This window comes from Enterobacter cloacae complex sp. P13B (assembly GCF_014895915.1).
In the GTDB taxonomy this organism is placed as follows: domain Bacteria; phylum Pseudomonadota; class Gammaproteobacteria; order Enterobacterales; family Enterobacteriaceae; genus Enterobacter; species Enterobacter bugandensis.
The window spans coordinates 1-17,418 of sequence record NZ_JADBQN010000003.1; the positions used below are offsets into that span (position 1 = coordinate 1).

16 protein-coding genes and 1 pseudogene are annotated in these 17,418 nt (G+C 53.7%); 8 read left to right on the top strand and 9 right to left on the bottom strand.

From position 1 onward, the window contains the following. A pseudogene (locus IM273_RS01135) lies at positions 1-571 on the bottom strand (hypothetical protein); the annotation flags it as partial. 7 nt (positions 572-578) lie between these two features. Continuing rightward, positions 579-1,820: an N-6 DNA methylase gene (locus IM273_RS01140; RefSeq protein ID WP_193055528.1), complete on the bottom strand. Its 1,242-nt coding sequence runs from the start codon at positions 1,818-1,820 to the stop codon at positions 579-581. 192 nt (positions 1,821-2,012) lie between these two features. Here IM273_RS01140 and IM273_RS01145 point away from each other — a divergent pair, with 192 nt between their 5' ends. Then, positions 2,013-2,384 (top strand): hypothetical protein, encoded by a 372-nt coding sequence (locus IM273_RS01145; protein ID WP_193050613.1) that lies wholly within the window; start codon positions 2,013-2,015, stop codon positions 2,382-2,384. A gap of 87 nt (positions 2,385-2,471) precedes the next feature. Here the strand turns inward: IM273_RS01145 and IM273_RS01150 are convergent, their stop codons facing one another. The 5 genes from IM273_RS01150 to IM273_RS01170 form a co-directional block, all read right to left on the bottom strand. Continuing rightward, entirely contained in the window at positions 2,472-3,542 is a 1,071-nt protein-coding gene (locus tag IM273_RS01150) for an ABC transporter ATP-binding protein (RefSeq protein ID WP_047367452.1), read from the bottom strand. Continuing rightward, positions 3,535-5,304: an iron ABC transporter permease gene (locus IM273_RS01155; RefSeq protein ID WP_045260923.1), complete on the bottom strand. Its 1,770-nt coding sequence runs from the start codon at positions 5,302-5,304 to the stop codon at positions 3,535-3,537. The genes IM273_RS01150 and IM273_RS01155 overlap by 8 nt, the downstream gene beginning before the upstream one ends. Positions 5,305-5,383: 79 nt before the next feature. Next, positions 5,384-6,472 (bottom strand): ABC transporter substrate-binding protein, encoded by a 1,089-nt coding sequence (locus IM273_RS01160; RefSeq protein ID WP_028014307.1) that lies wholly within the window; start codon positions 6,470-6,472, stop codon positions 5,384-5,386. Positions 6,473-6,640: 168 nt separating this feature from the next. Continuing rightward, positions 6,641-7,336, bottom strand: a complete 696-nt coding sequence (locus IM273_RS01165; protein ID WP_120279566.1) for a response regulator — start codon at positions 7,334-7,336, stop codon at positions 6,641-6,643. Beyond that, on the bottom strand, positions 7,320-8,960 hold the full coding sequence (locus IM273_RS01170; RefSeq protein WP_193050611.1) for a sensor histidine kinase: 1,641 nt from the start codon (positions 8,958-8,960) through the stop codon (positions 7,320-7,322). The genes IM273_RS01165 and IM273_RS01170 overlap by 17 nt, the downstream gene beginning before the upstream one ends. A 178-nt stretch (positions 8,961-9,138) precedes the next feature. Between IM273_RS01170 and yjdI the strand changes: the two genes are divergently transcribed. Further along, positions 9,139-9,369, top strand: a complete 231-nt coding sequence (gene yjdI / locus IM273_RS01175; protein ID WP_193050609.1) for a 4Fe-4S mono-cluster protein YjdI — start codon at positions 9,139-9,141, stop codon at positions 9,367-9,369. A 10-nt stretch (positions 9,370-9,379) separates the two neighbouring features. Further along, the gene (locus IM273_RS01180) at positions 9,380-9,652 is read left to right on the top strand and encodes a GNAT family N-acetyltransferase (RefSeq protein WP_048957332.1); all 273 of its coding nucleotides are present in this window, start codon (positions 9,380-9,382) and stop codon (positions 9,650-9,652) included. A 36-nt stretch (positions 9,653-9,688) separates the two neighbouring features. Here IM273_RS01180 and IM273_RS01185 read toward each other — a convergent pair whose 3' ends face one another. Together IM273_RS01185 and IM273_RS01190 are read right to left on the bottom strand one after the other, a co-directional pair. Continuing rightward, on the bottom strand, positions 9,689-10,918 hold the full coding sequence (locus IM273_RS01185) for an amino acid permease (RefSeq protein ID WP_045260918.1): 1,230 nt from the start codon (positions 10,916-10,918) through the stop codon (positions 9,689-9,691). 119 nt (positions 10,919-11,037) lie between these two features. Beyond that, positions 11,038-11,499 (bottom strand): multidrug/biocide efflux PACE transporter, encoded by a 462-nt coding sequence (locus IM273_RS01190; RefSeq protein WP_041908370.1) that lies wholly within the window; start codon positions 11,497-11,499, stop codon positions 11,038-11,040. 104 nt (positions 11,500-11,603) lie between these two features. Here IM273_RS01190 and IM273_RS01195 point away from each other — a divergent pair, with 104 nt between their 5' ends. The 5 genes from IM273_RS01195 (at position 11,604) to IM273_RS01215 (ending at position 17,368) form a co-directional block, all read left to right on the top strand. Further along, positions 11,604-12,470: a LysR family transcriptional regulator gene (locus IM273_RS01195; protein WP_045260917.1), complete on the top strand. Its 867-nt coding sequence runs from the start codon at positions 11,604-11,606 to the stop codon at positions 12,468-12,470. Between the two features lie 93 nt (positions 12,471-12,563). Beyond that, complete coding sequence (locus IM273_RS01200; protein WP_028014300.1) at positions 12,564-13,742, top strand: acetyl-CoA C-acetyltransferase; 1,179 nt, start codon at positions 12,564-12,566, stop codon at positions 13,740-13,742. A 235-nt stretch (positions 13,743-13,977) separates the two neighbouring features. Next, a complete protein-coding gene (kduI, locus tag IM273_RS01205; RefSeq protein ID WP_047367457.1) occupies positions 13,978-14,814 on the top strand; it encodes a 5-dehydro-4-deoxy-D-glucuronate isomerase in 837 nt (278 codons plus the stop codon). Positions 14,815-14,877: 63 nt separating this feature from the next. Continuing rightward, positions 14,878-15,639, top strand: coding sequence for a 2-dehydro-3-deoxy-D-gluconate 5-dehydrogenase KduD (gene kduD, locus IM273_RS01210; RefSeq protein ID WP_063437490.1), 762 nt, complete (start codon positions 14,878-14,880; stop codon positions 15,637-15,639). Positions 15,640-15,952: 313 nt separating this feature from the next. Then, positions 15,953-17,368: a sugar porter family MFS transporter gene (locus tag IM273_RS01215; RefSeq protein ID WP_193050607.1), complete on the top strand. Its 1,416-nt coding sequence runs from the start codon at positions 15,953-15,955 to the stop codon at positions 17,366-17,368. Positions 17,369-17,418 lie beyond the last annotated feature (50 nt).

The following is a 17,418-nucleotide window of genomic DNA, read 5'->3' on the forward strand; positions in this document are numbered from 1 at the left end:
ATATTATTTTCTTTCCAAGTTCATCGAGATTTGTTTCTTTCATGAACGTGTCAATTTGAGTTCCAGAACCAAGCATATCATCAAAGAAAACTATTGCTTTCATACTTGGTGGCAATTTTTTTATATTTTCAACTTTTACCCCTAAGTTTTTATCGAAAAAATCTCTTTGCAGGAATGTGTGTATCACATCACCACTTTTAGTGACTTTACTATCCACGTTATTTATTACGGATGTTCGAAAGGGAAGATTTCTTGCGTGTTTTGGCGAGTTGATATCATGCATCCATTTTTCAATTTCTTCAACATGGTAAATATTTAACTCTTCTAAGATCTGCGGGAGAATAATTGAGAATATATTATAACCCATGGATGTAACAGTTTCCCTGTTACGATATATCAACTCGCTTAACACAGAGGCTGCAAGATATTTTTCCTTTTCGTCATTGAAATTATCTAACCAGCGTTGCAATACTGATACTTTTACATTATCCCAGTAACCAATCGTGATTAATTTTTTGGATTGCTCTATAATCGCTTCAGTATCTCTTGTTGTAATATGGTCTATTTTCATGATGTTATTATCGCAGGGGTAGTTTTTTTATGTCATTTAATGTTATGTACTGCGCTCCAATGCCTTTTGAAATACTCTTAATCCAGTCGACTCCAAATTTAGATTTTAATGCATCGGCAATCATTTCACCACATTCGTACTCCGAAGCTTTGATAACAAAAACACAATCTGTAATGGAAAAAGAACCGTTTCGTATGATCCCAACTTTCCCCAAACATCTAGTTCCGACCCTGGGTACAACAACATCCCCTTTCACCGCCTGCACGGCTGAACCATTTTCTGCACTGTCATTGTTATTTTCAAATAAAGAATAATCATTATAAAAAGAAGATGAGTGAATAATAGCATCATGTAGTTGAGTTTTTTTCGTTTTGCTGATATTCCCTCTCATAACTTTTATACCAGAATTTTCAATGGTTTTTTCATTGCTGTTATACTTAAATGTGTTATATTGATGATCGGCCCTTTCAATAAACTCTTCTTTGTTAAGTCTTATTACTTTAATTTTTTTAGAACTTCTTGTTGTTATTGATGGGTTTATTGATTTTTTGTTACTTACAGTAAGAATATGAGTCCTTGCTTCAGTCCCCAAAAATGCCTTATTATCTAACTCTATAACATCTATAAATTTAAATAATGAGACTATTTTCTCTCTCAGTGGTTTATATTTCTCGCTTGAGAATATAGTATCAGGTACAACAATTCCACAACTACTGTCTCGATCAAGCAACTTTAGTGACAACATTAAGAACAAAATCTCAGCTCTGTAATATTTTGTTTTATGATTTAGTCCCCACTCTTTAAATAACCCCCTTGTATAGACAGTATGTTCAGCTGTATAAAAAGGAGGATTGCCAATGACTATGTCATATGTACTGTTGTGTGCCTTTATTTTATCAAAACTGGCTGAATGGGTTGCATCTAAACATATACTAGTTGTGTTATTTAAGAGGTCTAACTTTCTGCAGTTTTCATCATCAATATCAATTCCGTAGAGCTTTGCATTGTCGTATTTGAGCGCAGCTGTCATCAACAACGAGCCTTCACCAGCACTTAAGTCAATGATTGTTCTGGCTTCGTCTGATGGTAATGATGAGATAAGCATCTCTGCCACATCCCGGTTTGTATAGTACTGAGATAGACGTTTTTTTCTTGAAATCGCTTTGCCCATGCTCAACTTTAACTTCCGCCTCTTTTGCTCTTGTTTTTGGAATGCTACCGCCCTCAGAGCATCATGTCTGATAGCCATATCATCTAACCGATAATTCAAATGTTTTATCTTTGTTAAAGATATAGGCAACGGAGACTGGACTCAATAATTTTTCTTCTTATTAAAATGTACCTTTGAAAAGTAGACACTCTGCGGTACGCTTTTCGGTATCACTTACCTCGGTATTTCACGCAGCGCGCCGGAGGACTTCCGCCCCGGACGGGGCCCTGAATGCCCCTGATATCTGATGCTCCGGAGCTTAACCTGTCGCCAGCTGTCATTCTGCCCAATGAGAATTTCATGCCGATGCTGCCCGGAGGTAAAGGCCCGGTTAATCCTGCCCGGGCCTACCTGCTTTCCCTCAACTCCGCCCGTAGTTGGCAGACCATGGCCTCGTTCCTTAGCATTCTCGCCGACATGCTAGGGGCCGCTTCCCTGGAGTCCAACCGCAGGGGTAGCCTGCGGCGCCATTACGTAATGGCCTTCACGGAACTCCTGCGCGAGATCGGCCGTGCCACTGCCGCCATCTGCGGCAGCCCAGGGCATTCCGCAATCTCAGTAAGCCGGGCAAGCGCAGAAGTTGTTGACATCGGAAAGGTATAATTAATTAAATATTTGAGGGCGTAGGTTGCATGCTCTCACTCTGTCAAAGCAAAAAAGGCCGCATCCCGCAGCCTTTTCTTTTCACACTCACCCTTTTGGGAACACCCAAACATGCTTCTCCGGCAGTGAAAGATGGCAGTGCTGCGGATCCCGCACCTCATGCCCATAAGCGCGAATGACAAAATCATCTCCCGGCGTGCGGAACAGGTACTCCCAGCGGTCGCCAAGATACATGCTGGTGAGCAGCGGCAGCTCAAGCTGATTTTCCCCTGGCCCCTCAACCACCGCCACGCGTTCGACCCGGATCACCGCCGTAGCGTCATTACCGCTCTGCACCCCTTCACCGGCCTGGCCCCACAGCACCCAGCCTTTCCCTTCGATACGCGCTCTGCCGTCGCGCACTTCGGTGACCTTGCCGTGCAGGCGGTTGTTGCTGCCCATAAACTCGGCGGTAAACAGCGTTTTTGGCGAGCCGTACATCTCCTGCGGCGTGCCCTGTTGCTCAATTTTGCCGTTGTTAAGCAGCAGGATGCGGTCGGATATGGACATCGCTTCGTTCTGATCGTGCGTCACCATCAGCGCGGATAACCCGAGTTTGATAATCAGCTCGCGCAGGAACACGCGGGCCTCTTCGCGCAGCTTGGCGTCGAGGTTGGAAAGTGGCTCGTCCAGCAAAATCACCGGTGGGTTGTACACCAGCGCCCGGCCAATCGCCACGCGCTGCTGTTGCCCGCCGGAGAGCTGGTGCGGGTGACGTTTGCCAAGATGGCCCAGACCCAGCTGGTCCAGTACGTCCTGTACGCGCTGCTGGATCTCTTTGGCCGGAACTTTACGCAGCTTGAGCGGATAGGCCACGTTCTCAAACACGGTTTTGTGCGGCCACAGGGCATAGGACTGGAACACCAGCCCCAGGTTACGCTCTTCTGCCGGGATCTCACTGCGCGGCGTGCCGTCGTAAACTTTATTGTTGCCAATGACAATCGACCCCTGCGTCGGTTTTTCCAGACCCGCGACGGCACGCAGCAGGGTGGTTTTACCACTGCCGGAGGGGCCTAACAGGGAGACCACTTCGCCGCGTTTCAGGTTCATGGAGACACCTTTTAAAACAGGATTGTCGCCGTAGGTTAAGTGCAGATCGTCAACCGCTAATTCAATCATGTATTTTCACTCCGAAACGAAGGGCAATGCCCAGACCTACCACGACCAGCAGGATGTTAATGAAAGAGAGCGCCGCCACGATATCAATGGCACCCGCGGCCCAGAGGGAAACCAGCATTGAACCGATGGTCTCCGTGCCGGGGGAAAGCAGATACACACCCGTTGAGTATTCGCGCTCAAAGATCAGAAACATCAGCAGCCACGAACCAATAAGACCGTAGCGGGAGAGGGGAATGGTCACATGACGGGTGATCTGCCCGCGCGTCGCCCCGGTGCTGCGCGCGGCTTCTTCAAGCTCTGGCCCCACCTGCAGCAGCGTGGAAGAGATAAGCCTCAGCCCGTAAGCCATCCACACCACGGTATAGGCCAGCCAGACGCTGAAAATGGTGCTGCGCAGCGAACGCAGCCAGACGATGACGTTCTCGCGCATCCAGTCGGTCCAGGCGAACCCGGAAAGCCAGCCGGATTTCAGCGAGTTGTCCAGCCACATCGGCAGGAACAGGAACACCCACAGGAACGCCAGACCGGCAAGCAGGCCAGGCACGGCGCGCGGCACCAGCACGCTGTAGTCCAGGAAGCGCGTGGTGTTATCCGGTTTACGGTGCATCGCAATCCCGACGAACAGGTAGCACGCCACGGCCAGCGCGCCGCCAATCACCCCAATTGCCATGGAGTTGACGATGGCGCGCAGCAGGTTGGGCTGTGCCCAGATGGTGCGGAAAGTGCTCAGCGAAAGCTCATCCCACAGCGAAACGCCCACACCCCAGTTGGAGATAAACGCGCGCAGCACCACGCCGAGCAGCGGCACGCCGATGGTGACGGTGAGCCAGAAGGCAACCACCGCCCCGGCAACCCAGCGCCATTTGCCCAGCGGTAACGCGCGAGCCTGTGAGGCTTTCCCTTTCATCGTGACGAAGCGGTTGGCGGTGCGCATCAGACGGCGCTGGAGCATCACCAGCGGGATGGTGATGCAGATCAGCACCACGGCAACCGCCGCCATCAGGTGATAGGAAGGCGTGCCGAGCTTGTTCGTCAGCTGGTACAGGTAGGTTGCCAGCACCATATTGCCTTCCGGATCGCCGAGCACCAGCATCAGGCCAAATACTTCCAGCCCGAGGAAGAACAGCAGCACGATGGCGTACAGGATCGACGGGCGCACCATCGGCAGGCTGACCGAGGTCATCACCTGCAGCGGAGAGGCACCCGCAATGCGCGCGGCTTCTTCCACATCAGAGCCGACGCTGCGCAGCGCGGATGAAATATAGAGATAGGCATGCGGCACGTGCGTCAGGCCAGCAATGACCACGATGCTCGACATATCGTAGATGTTCCACGGCACAAAGCCGATCAGCGCCTGCGCCCACAGGGACAGAAAGCCCACGGGACCGGCAGCCACCACATAGCCAAAGCCGAGCACCATCGGCGATACGAAAATGGGTACCAGGATCAGCGGTTCAATCAGGCGGCGGCCGGGCAGGTCGGTGCGAACCATCAGAAACGCCAGCACGCCACCCAGCGGAATGGCGATGATGACCAGCCCGAAGGCGAGAATAAAGCCGCTTCTCAGGGCCTTATAGAAATCAGGGTCGGTGAAGATAAAGCCAAATGATTCAAGGCTCCACTCTTTTGCCGGAGAAAAGAACGGAGCGGACAGGAAGCTCTGTATCACGATAAACGACAGCGGCGTGTAGATAACCAGAGCGGTTATCAGCACGACGATGCCGCGCGGCAGGCTTTGCCACTTTCTGCGTAATGTATTCATGGGGTATCCCTGGTGTTGCAGCCCAATAAAACGAACTCAGTCGACAGGGAGCGCGACGGCGTGCGCCGCGCCCGAACGCTTATTTGGCGGCGGCTGCACGCCACTCTTTGATGTACTCCAGGCGTTTTTTCGGCTGCAGGTACTCCAGCAGCGTTTCATCAACCGGGATCGGCTTCAGCGCGTTACCGAGGATTTTGGTCAGGCCGTCAATATCATTTTTGCCTTCGATATCGTTACGGATGGAGGGAATATCCGCCTGACTGGCCAGAATGCTTTGCCCTTTTTCAGACAGCACATAGTCCAGCCACAGTTTTGCCGCATTGCTGTTTTGCGCCTGCTGGCTGATGAACGACACGCGCGAGAGCACCAGCGTGTAATCTTTCGGGTACGAAATGCCGAGAGAAGGATCGTTCTTCGCACGGGCTTCAGCATAGGATCCGAGGATGTTAAAGCCGATCAGGTTTTCACCGGAGGAAACCCTCTCCATCATGGTGCCCGTTGATGACTGCACTGCTAAGCCGCCTTTGGCGACGTCGGCCAGGGTTTTAAAGTAGTTTGGATCGGCCTTGTGATCCTGCACGGAAAGCATAAAGCCAAGACCCGATTTTTCGATGTCGTAGGTGGTGACTTTGCTCTTGAATTTGTCCGTCTGGCTGGCAATCAGCTTCGCCAGCGCAGCGTGAGAATCCGGCACGTCGCCAGCCGGGATCAGGCGCTTGTTGTAGATAAAGACCACTGGCTCATAGGTGGTGCCGTATGCCTTATCTTTCCAGACTGCCCATTTCGGCAGCTGACTTTGCTCCGGCGATTTGTACTCCATGGCGTAGTCGGTGGCGAGTTTCAGCCCGGTGTCCATTGAGGAGCTCCAGACCACGTCGCCGCTACCGCCACCGGAGGCCTGTTCGCTGATAAAACGGTTGTACAGCTCGGTGCTGTTCATGTCGTTGTATTCAACTTTGATGCCCGGGTAGGTTTTTTCGAAGCCCGCAATCAGCGGCCCGGCGGCTTTGGTGTCGGTGGTGGAGTAAATCACCACCTTGCCCTCTTTGGTGGCGGCATCGACAACTTTTTGATACTCAGCAGGATAGCCCTGCGGCAGGGCAGAGAGTGCAGAAGCAGAGAACAGGACGGTAGCGGTAAGCAGAGAAATTCGGAACGTGTTCGACATTATAGTTAACCTTTTAGTTACATTTGAGGAACTAATTGTCAACATAGCGTAAAGCGCGCCTCCGACAATAGGGAGGCGCGGGCAATGATTCCGAAGTGTGACTGTCACCATCGTTTCAGCAATTAACACCATAAAATCCGCGAACGTTTGCCTGCGAACGGTTTCGGATTACGGTTTATCGTCGGCTTTGCGGTATAGCCGCCGTGGATGACCAATATTGCCATACAGCATTTCGACGATGATTAACCCGCTCTCCACGCAATATTCCAGGTAGCGACGCCCCGTGGTTTTGCTGATCCCCACGTTATCCACTACCTCTTCAACCGACATCGCGCTGTCGGGATGTTCGGCGAACAGGCGTTTAATCCTTTCCAGCGTTTGGGGTTCAATGCCCTTCGTCGACGGCGTAATGGAGGCTTCCGCGGCAGGCAGATTAAACAGACGATCCAGCGCGTGCTGGTCGACCACTTTCACCTGCTGCACGGTGTGGACGAAGCGCATAAACCGCTCCAGCGAGGCGTGCAGGCGCTGGAAAAAGACGGGCTTGATCAGGTAGTCAAACGCGCCGCTGCGCATGGCATGGCTGCAGGTCTGCATATCGCTGGCGGCGGTGATAAAGATCACCGAGCATTCATAGCTTTTCAGCAGCGGGTTATCGATGAGCTCCACGCCTTTACCGTCCGGGAGATAGTTGTCCAGCAGGATAAGCCGCGGCTGATGCTGACGAATCAGGCTGCATGCCTGCTCAATCGACGCGGCGATGCCCACCACGCGCAAGTGAAAATTCTGCTCGATATACTCGCGATGCAGCTCCGCCAGGTGCGGTTCATCTTCAACGATCACAACGTCAAGTGGTTGGGTCATGCGGTTGTCCATTGGGAATAAACACAGAAAAAATGGTGCCCTGCGGCGTGTTGTCGGCGATCTCTATGCTGCCGCCCGCTTTCCTGATATAGCCTGCCACCAGAAACAGGCCAATACCGTGCTCGGTACCCACAATGTCGTTCTCACTTTCCGGTTTGCTGCTGAATCCCTGGCGGAAAATGTGTGGCTTCACCGCCTCATCCACACCGCAGCCTCTGTCTGCCACCTCTATCAACAACTCCTGGTTGCGGTCAGAAATGTAGAGTTCCACCGGCGCGGGGACCGGTGCCTTAAGGGTCGCGTCCACTGCGTTATCCAGCAGGTTACCAATAATGGACATCAGCTCCGTTTCGTTGAGCGTGTCGGGCATGCGGGTGAGCTGGCAGGCCGGGTCAAACTGCAGTTCAACGCCTTTTTCGCGTGCGCTGACGTATTTTCCTAACAGCAGCCCGCACAGGGCCGGAGAGGAAAAATGGGCCGAAACGAAGTCCAGCACGCGCTGCGCGCCTTCTGACTGCATCTGGATGTAACGGATCGCCTCGTCATAGTGTTTCATCTGCAGCAGCCCCACCAGAGTCGCGGTCCAGTTCAACTGCTCGTGGCGCATAATGCGCAGGTTGTCCGCATAGCGCTTGATCTGGCTCAGTTGGCTGCTGAGGGTGTTAATGTCGTTTTTGTCGCGAAAGCTGTACACCCAGCCGCTTTCAACGCCGGGTTCGACCTCAATCGCCACGCGGTTAACGATCACCTCTCGCTGGTTAAGCACTGCGATCTGGTCGTGCCGACCAGCGCTTACCGAGGCGTAACGCTGGGATAAAAAGCCCGGCGACGTCTGCAGAACGTCTTCCAGCGGTTTGCCGATAAGTTCTTTCTCACTTTGATGAATATCGAGCATCTCCCTGGCTGCCCGGTTAATTAAAATCAGCCGCTTCTCTTCATTGATGGCAAATACCCCCTCGTACATCGCTTCTAATAACGCGCGTTGCTGCAAAACCAGCTGGGCGATATCTTTCGGCTCAAGGCGGAACATCTGCTTTTTAAGATTGCGGGTAAACAGCCAGGAGAAAATAAACAGCAACAGCAGAAGGGCAATACCGTACAGTCCAGCCTGCCAGAGAATGCGGGCGTTAATATTGGCGATATACGAGGTCAGATAGCCGACCGAGACGATGCCAATTACCTGATGCTGCGCATTAAAGATTGGCGCTTTGCTGCGCAGCGACACCCCAATCCCGCCCTGACGCACGGAAATAATGGTTTTGCCTTTTAACACCTCCGCATTATCCCCTCCAATCATCGGTAAATTAATGCGCTCCGGTGATTCCGAATGATAAAGGTGCTGTTCCCGGGTATCGCCAATCACAATATAGCTGGCATCGCTTTCGGCACGCAGCGGCTGTATTAAGCGGGCGATACCGGGGATATCTCTGGCTGCCACCATTTCCGCCAGACCCGGTATCAGGGCGATTTCACTGGCCTGAACCCGGGCGCGCTGGCCCAAATCGTGGTGTAGCTGTCGGTCAATAAAATGAAACAGGATCGTTCCCAGCAGAACTAACAGCAGGCAGGAGAAGCACACCAGCGCTAAAAACAGCTTTACCTGAAAAGAGAGTCTGCGTTTCATTCAACCTGTGCTAGCCCTATGAAAGTGAGAGATTTGCGGAGCCTGACATGTGCCAATAGCGGACGCAATCTGGCGAGAAAAGAGTTGTGACCTGGCTTTTCGTTTTCGGCGTTATAGCCATCAGAATCCCGTAAGGCTATGCTTCATTCAGCAAGATAATAATTACAGAGGCAATGTCATGGATAAAGAACTACTGGATGAGGGGTACCGGGCCTATACCGGCGAGAAAATTGACGTTTACTTTAATACCGGGATCTGCAAACACTCAGGTAACTGCGTGCGTGGGAGCGCAAAGCTGTTTAATCTGAAACGTAAGCCGTGGATCATTCCCGATGAAGTGGAAGTTGAAACGGTTGTACGCGTGATTGATACCTGCCCGAGCGGTGCGCTGAAGTATCGCCAAAAATAAGCGAGGAACCATGGAAATTCTGGAAGGCCATAACAAGTTTTACGTGAATGATGAGAACGGCAATCAGGTCGCGGAGATTGTCTTCGTGCCGACCGGCGAGCACCTGAGCATTATCGAGCACACTGATGTGGATGAGAGCCTGAAAGGGCAGGGCGTCGGTAAACAGCTGGTGGCGAAAGTGGTGGAGAAGATGCGCGGTGAGAACCGCAAAATTATTCCGCTGTGCCCGTTTGCGAAGCATGAGTTTGATAAGACGCGGGAATATGACGATATTCGGGCCTAAATAACGCGCCCGGCAGCACGCCGGGCACGAGTACGTCTAGCCAACAAACATCACCGACACGCACAGCACGCCGACGACCAGCGTCAGCAGGCTGCCAATGGAGCGGTACGGTTTCAGGGAAGGGATCAGATACGTCGACAGCGTCGGCATGATAAACAGGATCATGGCGATAAGCGGGCCGCTGATAGCGTAAATCATCGAGATGGCGTTCGGGTTAATGCAGCAGACCGCAAAGGTGATTAACGACACTCCCATAATGGAAATCGCGCGGTTAAAGGCGCGGCTCTTTTTAATCCCCACCTGATTTAGCGACGACTTCACGATCTCCGTCGCCCCTTCAATCACCCCAAAATAGGTGCCGAGGAACGATTTCGACATCGCTACGATCGCCACGATAATCCCGGAAATGCCGAGCCAGGCTGGGGAAGACGGCATCATCGACAGCGCTGACAGAATCGTCACCCCCTGCTCTTTGGCGGCCATAATATAGGACGGTGGGATAGAGAGCAGGCAACTGAAGACAAAGAACAGCACGCTCAGGCAGATAATCAGGTACGCCACCTTCATGATCTTCTTGCATTTATCCATGGCACCGTCGGCAAACTTCTCGCGACGGTCAACGGCAAACGTTGAGATAATCGGGGTATGGCTAAAGGCAAACACCATCACCGGAATTGAAATCCATACCTGATGCAGCGTTTGGCGATCGAAGGCCATCTGGCTGGTGAGCAACGAGGGCTGCCAGCCTCCGGTGAGATAGATCGAGACAAACAGGAAATAGGCAATCAGCGGAAACACAAGGAAACCCATCACTTTTATCGTGATATGCCGTCCCATCAGGAAAATCAGATTCAATACCAGCACCACCCCCAGGCTGACCAGCACGCGAACGGTGGTGTCCACCGTCAGGTGTTTTGCCAGCTGCTCGGTTAACGAGTTGGTAATGGCCACCGCATAAATCTGCACCACCACAAAAAAGGCGATGAAATAGAGCGTGGTGATCAGATTGCCAATCTTCTTACCATAGTAGTGGGAGACGGCGCCGGTGATCCCTTCATTACCTTTTGTGTTTGACGAGAGAATAAATTGCGCCAGCGCCCGGTGCGGCCAGTAGGTTAACGGATAGGCCACGAGGGCGGTGATAAACAGGACAATAGCGCCTGCGGAGCCCAGCTGAATGGGCAAGAACAGCGTTCCTGCGCCCACGGCCGTGCCATAGAGAGCGAAACTCCAGAGAGTCTCATCTTTTGACCAAATTTTCGACATTAGAGCAACGTTTCAACTAACAAACCATCAGAATGGCGTGCAATTTACCATAGTTATGCCTGAAGAGCGCAGTTGCTTCGACGGAGTTTGGCCGGAACAGGCGTCCGGCCAGCGGGGGTTTAGCCTGCCAGAGCGCGTCGTTGCTGGCGACGCTTAAGGAATTTCTCACGCAGGTTATCGTATGCCCAGTTATAGAACATGGTGTATGGCAGGAAGAACAGGAAGAAACCAATTTCTAACGTGAATGCCTCAAGCAGGGTCACGCCCAGCACGGCGGCGACAATCGACACGCCGATTACAATAAACCCGCATTCGAACCCCAGGGCGTGCAGCGCGCGCACTTTTGCCGTACGTTTTACGCGCTGGACAGGCCAGAAACGGTCGAAACCGAAGTTATAGATAATGTTCCAGAGCATGGCGGTGGTAGCCAGGATAATGGTTAACCCACCCATCTCCACCACCGAGCGCTGCATCAGCCATGCCGCCGTGGGGGCGAGAATTGCCGTGGCAATCCCTTCGAAACAGACAGCATGAAAGATCCGCTCCGGCAGCTTACGTTGGAGTGCATCCTGATGTTGCATAGTGTAGACCTCATTTATTCACCGGTATGGGCGTTGATGTAGCCTATTTTTATCGCTAAAGCTGATATATTAAAGATGGTATCCATCGATAAAGTAGATAGTTTATGCGCTATTCACCTGAAGCTCTTACCGCGTTTGTTGAGACCGTTGCGGCAGGCTCTTTCTCTGCTGCCGCGCGCAGGCTGCGTAAAAGCCAGTCGACGATCAGCACCTCCATTGCCAATCTTGAAGCCGATCTGGGTTTCGAACTGTTTGACCGCTCGGCGCGCCAGCCGGTGTTAACGGTCCAGGGGGAACAGGTGCTGGGCTATGTGCAGGCCATTCTCGCCGCCAGCACGCGGCTGGATGAGCTGGCGGTGTCGTTAACGGCACAAACGGAGGCGCGTCTGACGTTTGTCCTCTCCGATACCCTCAACCCCGACGTGCTTGAAGATCTGATGAAGCAGTTTGACGCTCGCTTTCCCCACACGGAGTTCGAATGCCTGATTGGCGAGGAAGAGGACGTGATCGATCTGCTGCAAAAGGAGCGCGCGCAGGTGGGGCTGACGGAAGCGCGAGACGGTTATCCTACGGATATTGGCGCTACCCGGCTGCCGATGCAGACCCGAATGGCGATATATGCCGCGACCACGCATCCGCTCGCCGGACAACACGAGGTGCAGAGCGACGAGCTGCACGGCTGGCGGGAACTGAGGCTCAGCACCTACCTTGAGCGCGAGGCTGAGATCGCGCGCGGGCCCGTCTGGTCAGCGCCGAACTACCTGTTACTGCTGAGTATGGCCGTCCAGGGGTTCGGCTGGTGCGTGCTGCCGTGCGCGCTGGTGGCTGAATTCGCCGCCGCGAAGTCGCTGGTACAGCTCAATGTTCCCGGCTGGCCACGGGCGATCGGCATCGATCTGCTGTGGAATAAACGATCCCCTCCCGGCGTGGCCGGAAGCTGGCTGCGGCAGTATCTGCAGGATGCACGCTAATCCTTGTGATTAAACTCACTATTTTTAAACAATTAAGATAATTGCCAGTAACAATCCTCTACTATCGTCATGTCATTTAACACAGAGGTCGTGATGAAAGATGTCGTAATAGTGGGTGCGTTGCGTACGGCTATCGGCTGTTTTCAGGGAGCGCTTGCGCGTCACTCGGCGGTTGACCTGGGCAGCGTAGTCGTTAAAGCGCTGGTGGAACGTAGCGGGATCGCAGCCCATGAAGTTGATGAGGTGATCCTGGGGCAGGTTCTCACGGCCGGTGCCGGGCAAAACCCTGCGCGTCAGGCGGCGCTGAAGGGCGGGCTGCCCAACACCGTCTCCGCCATTACCATCAACGACGTCTGTGGTTCAGGGTTAAAAGCGCTGCATCTCGCCACCCAGGCCATTCAGTGCGGTGAAGCGGATGTGGTTATAGCTGGCGGACAAGAGAACATGAGCCGCGCGCCGCACGTTCTCACCGATAGCCGAACCGGCGCGCAGCTGGGTAACAGCCAGCTGCTCGACAGCCTCGTGCATGACGGGCTGTGGGATGCGTTCAACGACTATCATATGGGCGTGACGGCAGAAAACCTGGCGCGCGAGTACGGCATTAGCCGCGAATTGCAGGACGCCTATGCGCTCAGTTCGCAGCAAAAAGCGCGTGCCGCGATTGATTCCGGTCGCTTTCGCGACGAGATTGTCCCGGTCAGCACACAGCGTCAGAACGGCGAGGCGATCGTCGTCGATACCGATGAACAGCCGCGCACGGATGCCAGCGCGGAAGGCCTGGCGAGACTGAATCCCGCGTTTGAAACGCAGGGCTCGGTCACCGCGGGCAATGCCTCTTCCATTAACGACGGTGCCGCCGCCGTGATGATGATGAGCGAAAGCAAAGCCCTTGAGCTCGATCTCCCCGTGCTGGCCCGCATTAAGGCGTTTGCCAGCGTGGGCGTGGATCCTGCGTTGATGGGGATTGCGCCGGTCTACGCTACCCGTCGCTGCCTGGAGCGCGCAGGGTGGCAGCTTTCGGATGTCGATCTGATCGAAGTGAACGAAGCCTTTGCCGCGCAGGCGATCTCGGTCGGCAAAATGCTGGAGTGGGATCCGCTGCGGGTCAACGTGAACGGCGGTGCAATTGCGCTGGGGCATCCCATCGGCGCGTCCGGCTGCCGAATCCTGGTTTCGCTGGTCCACGAAATGAAAAAGCGAAACGCGCGCAAAGGGATCGCTACCCTCTGTATAGGCGGCGGACAGGGTGTGGCGCTCGCCATCGAACGCTAATTTCTCCTCCCTTAAAAAACCTCCTTCGGGAGGTTTTTTTTATCGTGTTCTTCTCTTCATGGGAAGTAATCGTGATCCGCGCGTCATTTCTGTTATAAACAAAAATAAAAAATGAAACGTTGTTTTAATTGCAATTGAAAACCCTATTTTATGCCGCTAGTATGTGCTCATCATAAAACGAAACGTCGTTTCGTTTAATTTCTGCCTTCGGGCATGACCACATCTGGAGGTTACCGTGGACGTCAGACAAAGCATCCACAGCGCGCACGCCAAAGCGCTGGATACTCAGGGACTGCGCAGCGAGTTTTTAATTGAGCAGGTGTTCGAAGCCGATAAGTACACCATGGTCTATAGCCACATCGACCGCATTATCGTGGGCGGCATTATGCCGGTGGCGAAAACCGTCTCCGTGGGCGGTGAAGTAGGCAAGCAGCTGGGCGTAAGCTACTTCCTGGAGCGTCGTGAACTGGGCGTGATTAATATTGGCGGGCCGGGCACGATTACCGTGGACGGCCAGTGCTACGAGATTGGCCATCGCGACGGGCTGTACGTCGGCAAAGGGGCGAAAGAGGTGGTCTTTGCCAGCATCGACGGCAGTAAACCCGCGAAGTTTTACTACAACTGCGCCCCGGCGCATACCGCTTATCCAACCAAAAAAGTAACGCCCGCGGACGTTGCGCCCGTGACGCTGGGCGACAACCTCACCAGCAACCGCCGCACCATCAATAAATACTTCGTGCCGGATGTGCTGGAAACCTGCCAGCTCAGCATGGGGCTGACCGAGCTTGCGCCAGGCAACCTGTGGAACACCATGCCGTGCCATACCCACGAACGCCGCATGGAAGTCTACTTCTACTTCAACATGGATGAAGACGCCTGCGTTTTCCACATGATGGGACAGCCTCAGGAAACCCGTCATATCGTCATGCATAACGAGCAGGCGGTGATTTCACCCAGCTGGTCTATTCACTCCGGCGTGGGGACGAAAGCCTATACCTTCATCTGGGGGATGGTTGGAGAAAACCAGGTCTTCGATGACATGGACCACGTCGCTGTTAAGGATCTGCGCTAGTCGCGGGCAGTTAAGCATACATCTGCCTGTTGATGACAGGCGCTGAAAGAGTAAGGAACAAACATGATTCTGGATGCATTTTCTCTGCAGGGTAAAGTGGCCGTGGTTTCCGGGTGTGACACCGGACTGGGCCAGGGGATGGCGTTAGGCCTGGCGGAAGCGGGCTGTGATATCGTCGGGATTAACATCGTTGAGCCCACGGAAACCATCGAACGCGTAACCGCGCTGGGCCGCCGTTTTCTCAGCCTGACCGCCGACCTGCGTAAAATCGACGCTATTCCGGAGCTGCTGGATCGCGCGGTGGTGGAATTTGGCCATATCGACATTCTGGTCAACAACGCGGGGCTGATCCGCCGTGAAGACGCGATTAACTTCAGCGAGACCGACTGGGACGATGTCATGAACCTGAACATCAAGAGCGTGTTCTTTATGTCCCAGGCGGCGGCGAAGCACTTCATCGCGCAGGGCAAGGGCGGCAAGATCATTAACATCGCCTCGATGCTCTCCTTCCAGGGCGGCATCCGCGTGCCGTCTTACACCGCGTCGAAAAGCGCGGTGATGGGCGTGACCCGCCTGCTGGCGAACGAATGGGCGCAGCACAACATCAACGTCAACGCGATTGCGCCGGGCTACATGGCCACCAACAACACCCAGCAGCTTCGTGCTGACGAAGAACGCAGTGCGGCGATCCTGGAGCGTATTCCGGCGGGCCGCTGGGGGCTGCCGAGCGATCTGATGGGGCCGGTAGTGTTCCTGGCTTCCCCGGCATCGGACTATATCAATGGTTATACCGTCGCGGTTGATGGCGGCTGGCTGGCGCGATAACCTAACTTATGACAAATACCTCTGCTCTTCGGCGGAGGTTTTTTTTGCTTAAAATTTGTCAAAGTCCATATTGATAAACACGAAAAATCCATACTTAAAAATCATAGATGACTGCCATCACATTTTTATTATTGAAAAATTAATGCGTTAGTAAAATAAGGTGATTATCCAGCATTAGTTGAAATTGTAATGTCCATCACAGATCGCTATGCCATAGCGAAATAATCCATATCTTCACGAATTCCGGCCTGACACTTTTCCCCGCTATCTCGTAATTTCATTTAACGAATTTTGCTGTTGAGGCAGGAAAAATATGACATCTATAAATGACTCTACCCTGATGCCCGCCGCGCTGCGCGATACCCGCCGCATGAACCAGTTTGTCTCCATTGCGGCAGCCGTGGCCGGTTTGTTGTTCGGCCTGGATATCGGCGTTATCGCCGGGGCGCTGCCGTTTATTACCGATCACTTTACGCTGAGTAACCGCCTGCAGGAGTGGGTGGTGAGCAGCATGATGCTCGGCGCGGCCATCGGTGCGCTGTTTAACGGCTGGCTTTCGTTCCGCCTTGGGCGTAAATACAGCCTGATGGTCGGGGCGGTCCTGTTTGTTGCCGGGTCCATTGGTTCGGCGTTTGCCACTAACGTTGAAGTGCTGCTGCTCTCCCGCGTGCTGCTGGGCGTGGCGGTGGGGATTGCCTCCTACACCGCGCCGCTGTATCTCTCCGAAATGGCGAGCGAGAACGTGCGCGGCAAGATGATTAGCATGTACCAGCTGATGGTGACGCTGGGCATCGTGCTGGCGTTCCTGTCCGATACGTACTTCAGCTACAGCGGTAACTGGCGGGCGATGCTCGGCGTGCTGGCGCTGCCTGCGGTAGTGCTGATTGTTTTAGTGATCTTCCTGCCCAATAGTCCGCGCTGGCTGGCGCAAAAAGGGCGTCACGTGGAAGCGGAAGAGGTGCTGCGCATGCTGCGCGACACGTCTGAGAAAGCGCGTGAAGAGCTGAACGAGATCCGCGAAAGCCTGAAGCTGAAGCAGGGCGGCTGGTCGCTGTTTAAGGCTAACCGCAACGTGCGCCGCGCGGTGTTCCTCGGCATGTTGCTGCAGGCGATGCAGCAGTTCACGGGGATGAACATCATCATGTATTACGCCCCGCGCATCTTCAAAATGGCCGGTTTTACCACCACGGAACAGCAGATGATCGCCACGCTGGTGGTGGGGCTGACCTTTATGTTCGCCACCTTTATTGCGGTGTTCACCGTCGATAAGGCCGGTCGTAAGCCTGCGCTGAAAATTGGCTTTAGCGTGATGGCGCTCGGCACCCTGATCCTCGGCTACTGCCTGATGCAGTTTGATAACGGCACGGCGTCCAGCGGCCTCTCCTGGCTCTCCGTGGGCATGACCATGATGTGTATTGCTGGCTACGCGATGAGCGCCGCGCCGGTGGTGTGGATCCTGTGCTCTGAAATTCAGCCGCTGAAATGTCGCGATTTTGGTATCACCTGTTCCACCACCACCAACTGGGTGTCGAACATGATCATCGGCGCGACCTTCCTGACGCTGCTGGATGCGATTGGCGCGGCGGGAACCTTCTGGCTCTATACGGTGCTGAACGTGGCGTTTATTGGCGCGACATTCTGGCTAATTCCAGAAACCAAAGGCGTGACGCTGGAACATATTGAACGCAAGCTGATGAGCGGGGAGAAACTGCGAAATATCGGCGTGTAAGGGTTAATGCCGGGTAAGCGCAGCGCCACCCGGCGTTTTGTTAGCGTGAT

Excerpts from the sequence above, each read along its gene's own strand:
- IM273_RS01140 (WP_193055528.1), bottom strand. The coding sequence starts at position 1,820 with ATGGCTATCAGACATGATGCTCTGAGGGCGGTAGCATTCCAAAAACAA.
- IM273_RS01145 (WP_193050613.1), top strand. The coding sequence starts at position 2,013 with ATGCCCCTGATATCTGATGCTCCGGAGCTTAACCTGTCGCCAGCTGTC.
- IM273_RS01150 (WP_047367452.1), bottom strand. The coding sequence starts at position 3,542 with ATGATTGAATTAGCGGTTGACGATCTGCACTTAACCTACGGCGACAAT.
- IM273_RS01155 (WP_045260923.1), bottom strand. The coding sequence starts at position 5,304 with ATGAATACATTACGCAGAAAGTGGCAAAGCCTGCCGCGCGGCATCGTC.
- IM273_RS01160 (WP_028014307.1), bottom strand. The coding sequence starts at position 6,472 with ATGTCGAACACGTTCCGAATTTCTCTGCTTACCGCTACCGTCCTGTTC.
- IM273_RS01165 (WP_120279566.1), bottom strand. The coding sequence starts at position 7,336 with ATGACCCAACCACTTGACGTTGTGATCGTTGAAGATGAACCGCACCTG.
- IM273_RS01170 (WP_193050611.1), bottom strand. The coding sequence starts at position 8,960 with ATGAAACGCAGACTCTCTTTTCAGGTAAAGCTGTTTTTAGCGCTGGTG.
- yjdI (WP_193050609.1), top strand. The coding sequence starts at position 9,139 with ATGGATAAAGAACTACTGGATGAGGGGTACCGGGCCTATACCGGCGAG.
- IM273_RS01180 (WP_048957332.1), top strand. The coding sequence starts at position 9,380 with ATGGAAATTCTGGAAGGCCATAACAAGTTTTACGTGAATGATGAGAAC.
- IM273_RS01185 (WP_045260918.1), bottom strand. The coding sequence starts at position 10,918 with ATGTCGAAAATTTGGTCAAAAGATGAGACTCTCTGGAGTTTCGCTCTC.
- IM273_RS01190 (WP_041908370.1), bottom strand. The coding sequence starts at position 11,499 with ATGCAACATCAGGATGCACTCCAACGTAAGCTGCCGGAGCGGATCTTT.
- IM273_RS01195 (WP_045260917.1), top strand. The coding sequence starts at position 11,604 with ATGCGCTATTCACCTGAAGCTCTTACCGCGTTTGTTGAGACCGTTGCG.
- IM273_RS01200 (WP_028014300.1), top strand. The coding sequence starts at position 12,564 with ATGAAAGATGTCGTAATAGTGGGTGCGTTGCGTACGGCTATCGGCTGT.
- kduD (WP_063437490.1), top strand. The coding sequence starts at position 14,878 with ATGATTCTGGATGCATTTTCTCTGCAGGGTAAAGTGGCCGTGGTTTCC.
- IM273_RS01215 (WP_193050607.1), top strand. The coding sequence starts at position 15,953 with ATGACATCTATAAATGACTCTACCCTGATGCCCGCCGCGCTGCGCGAT.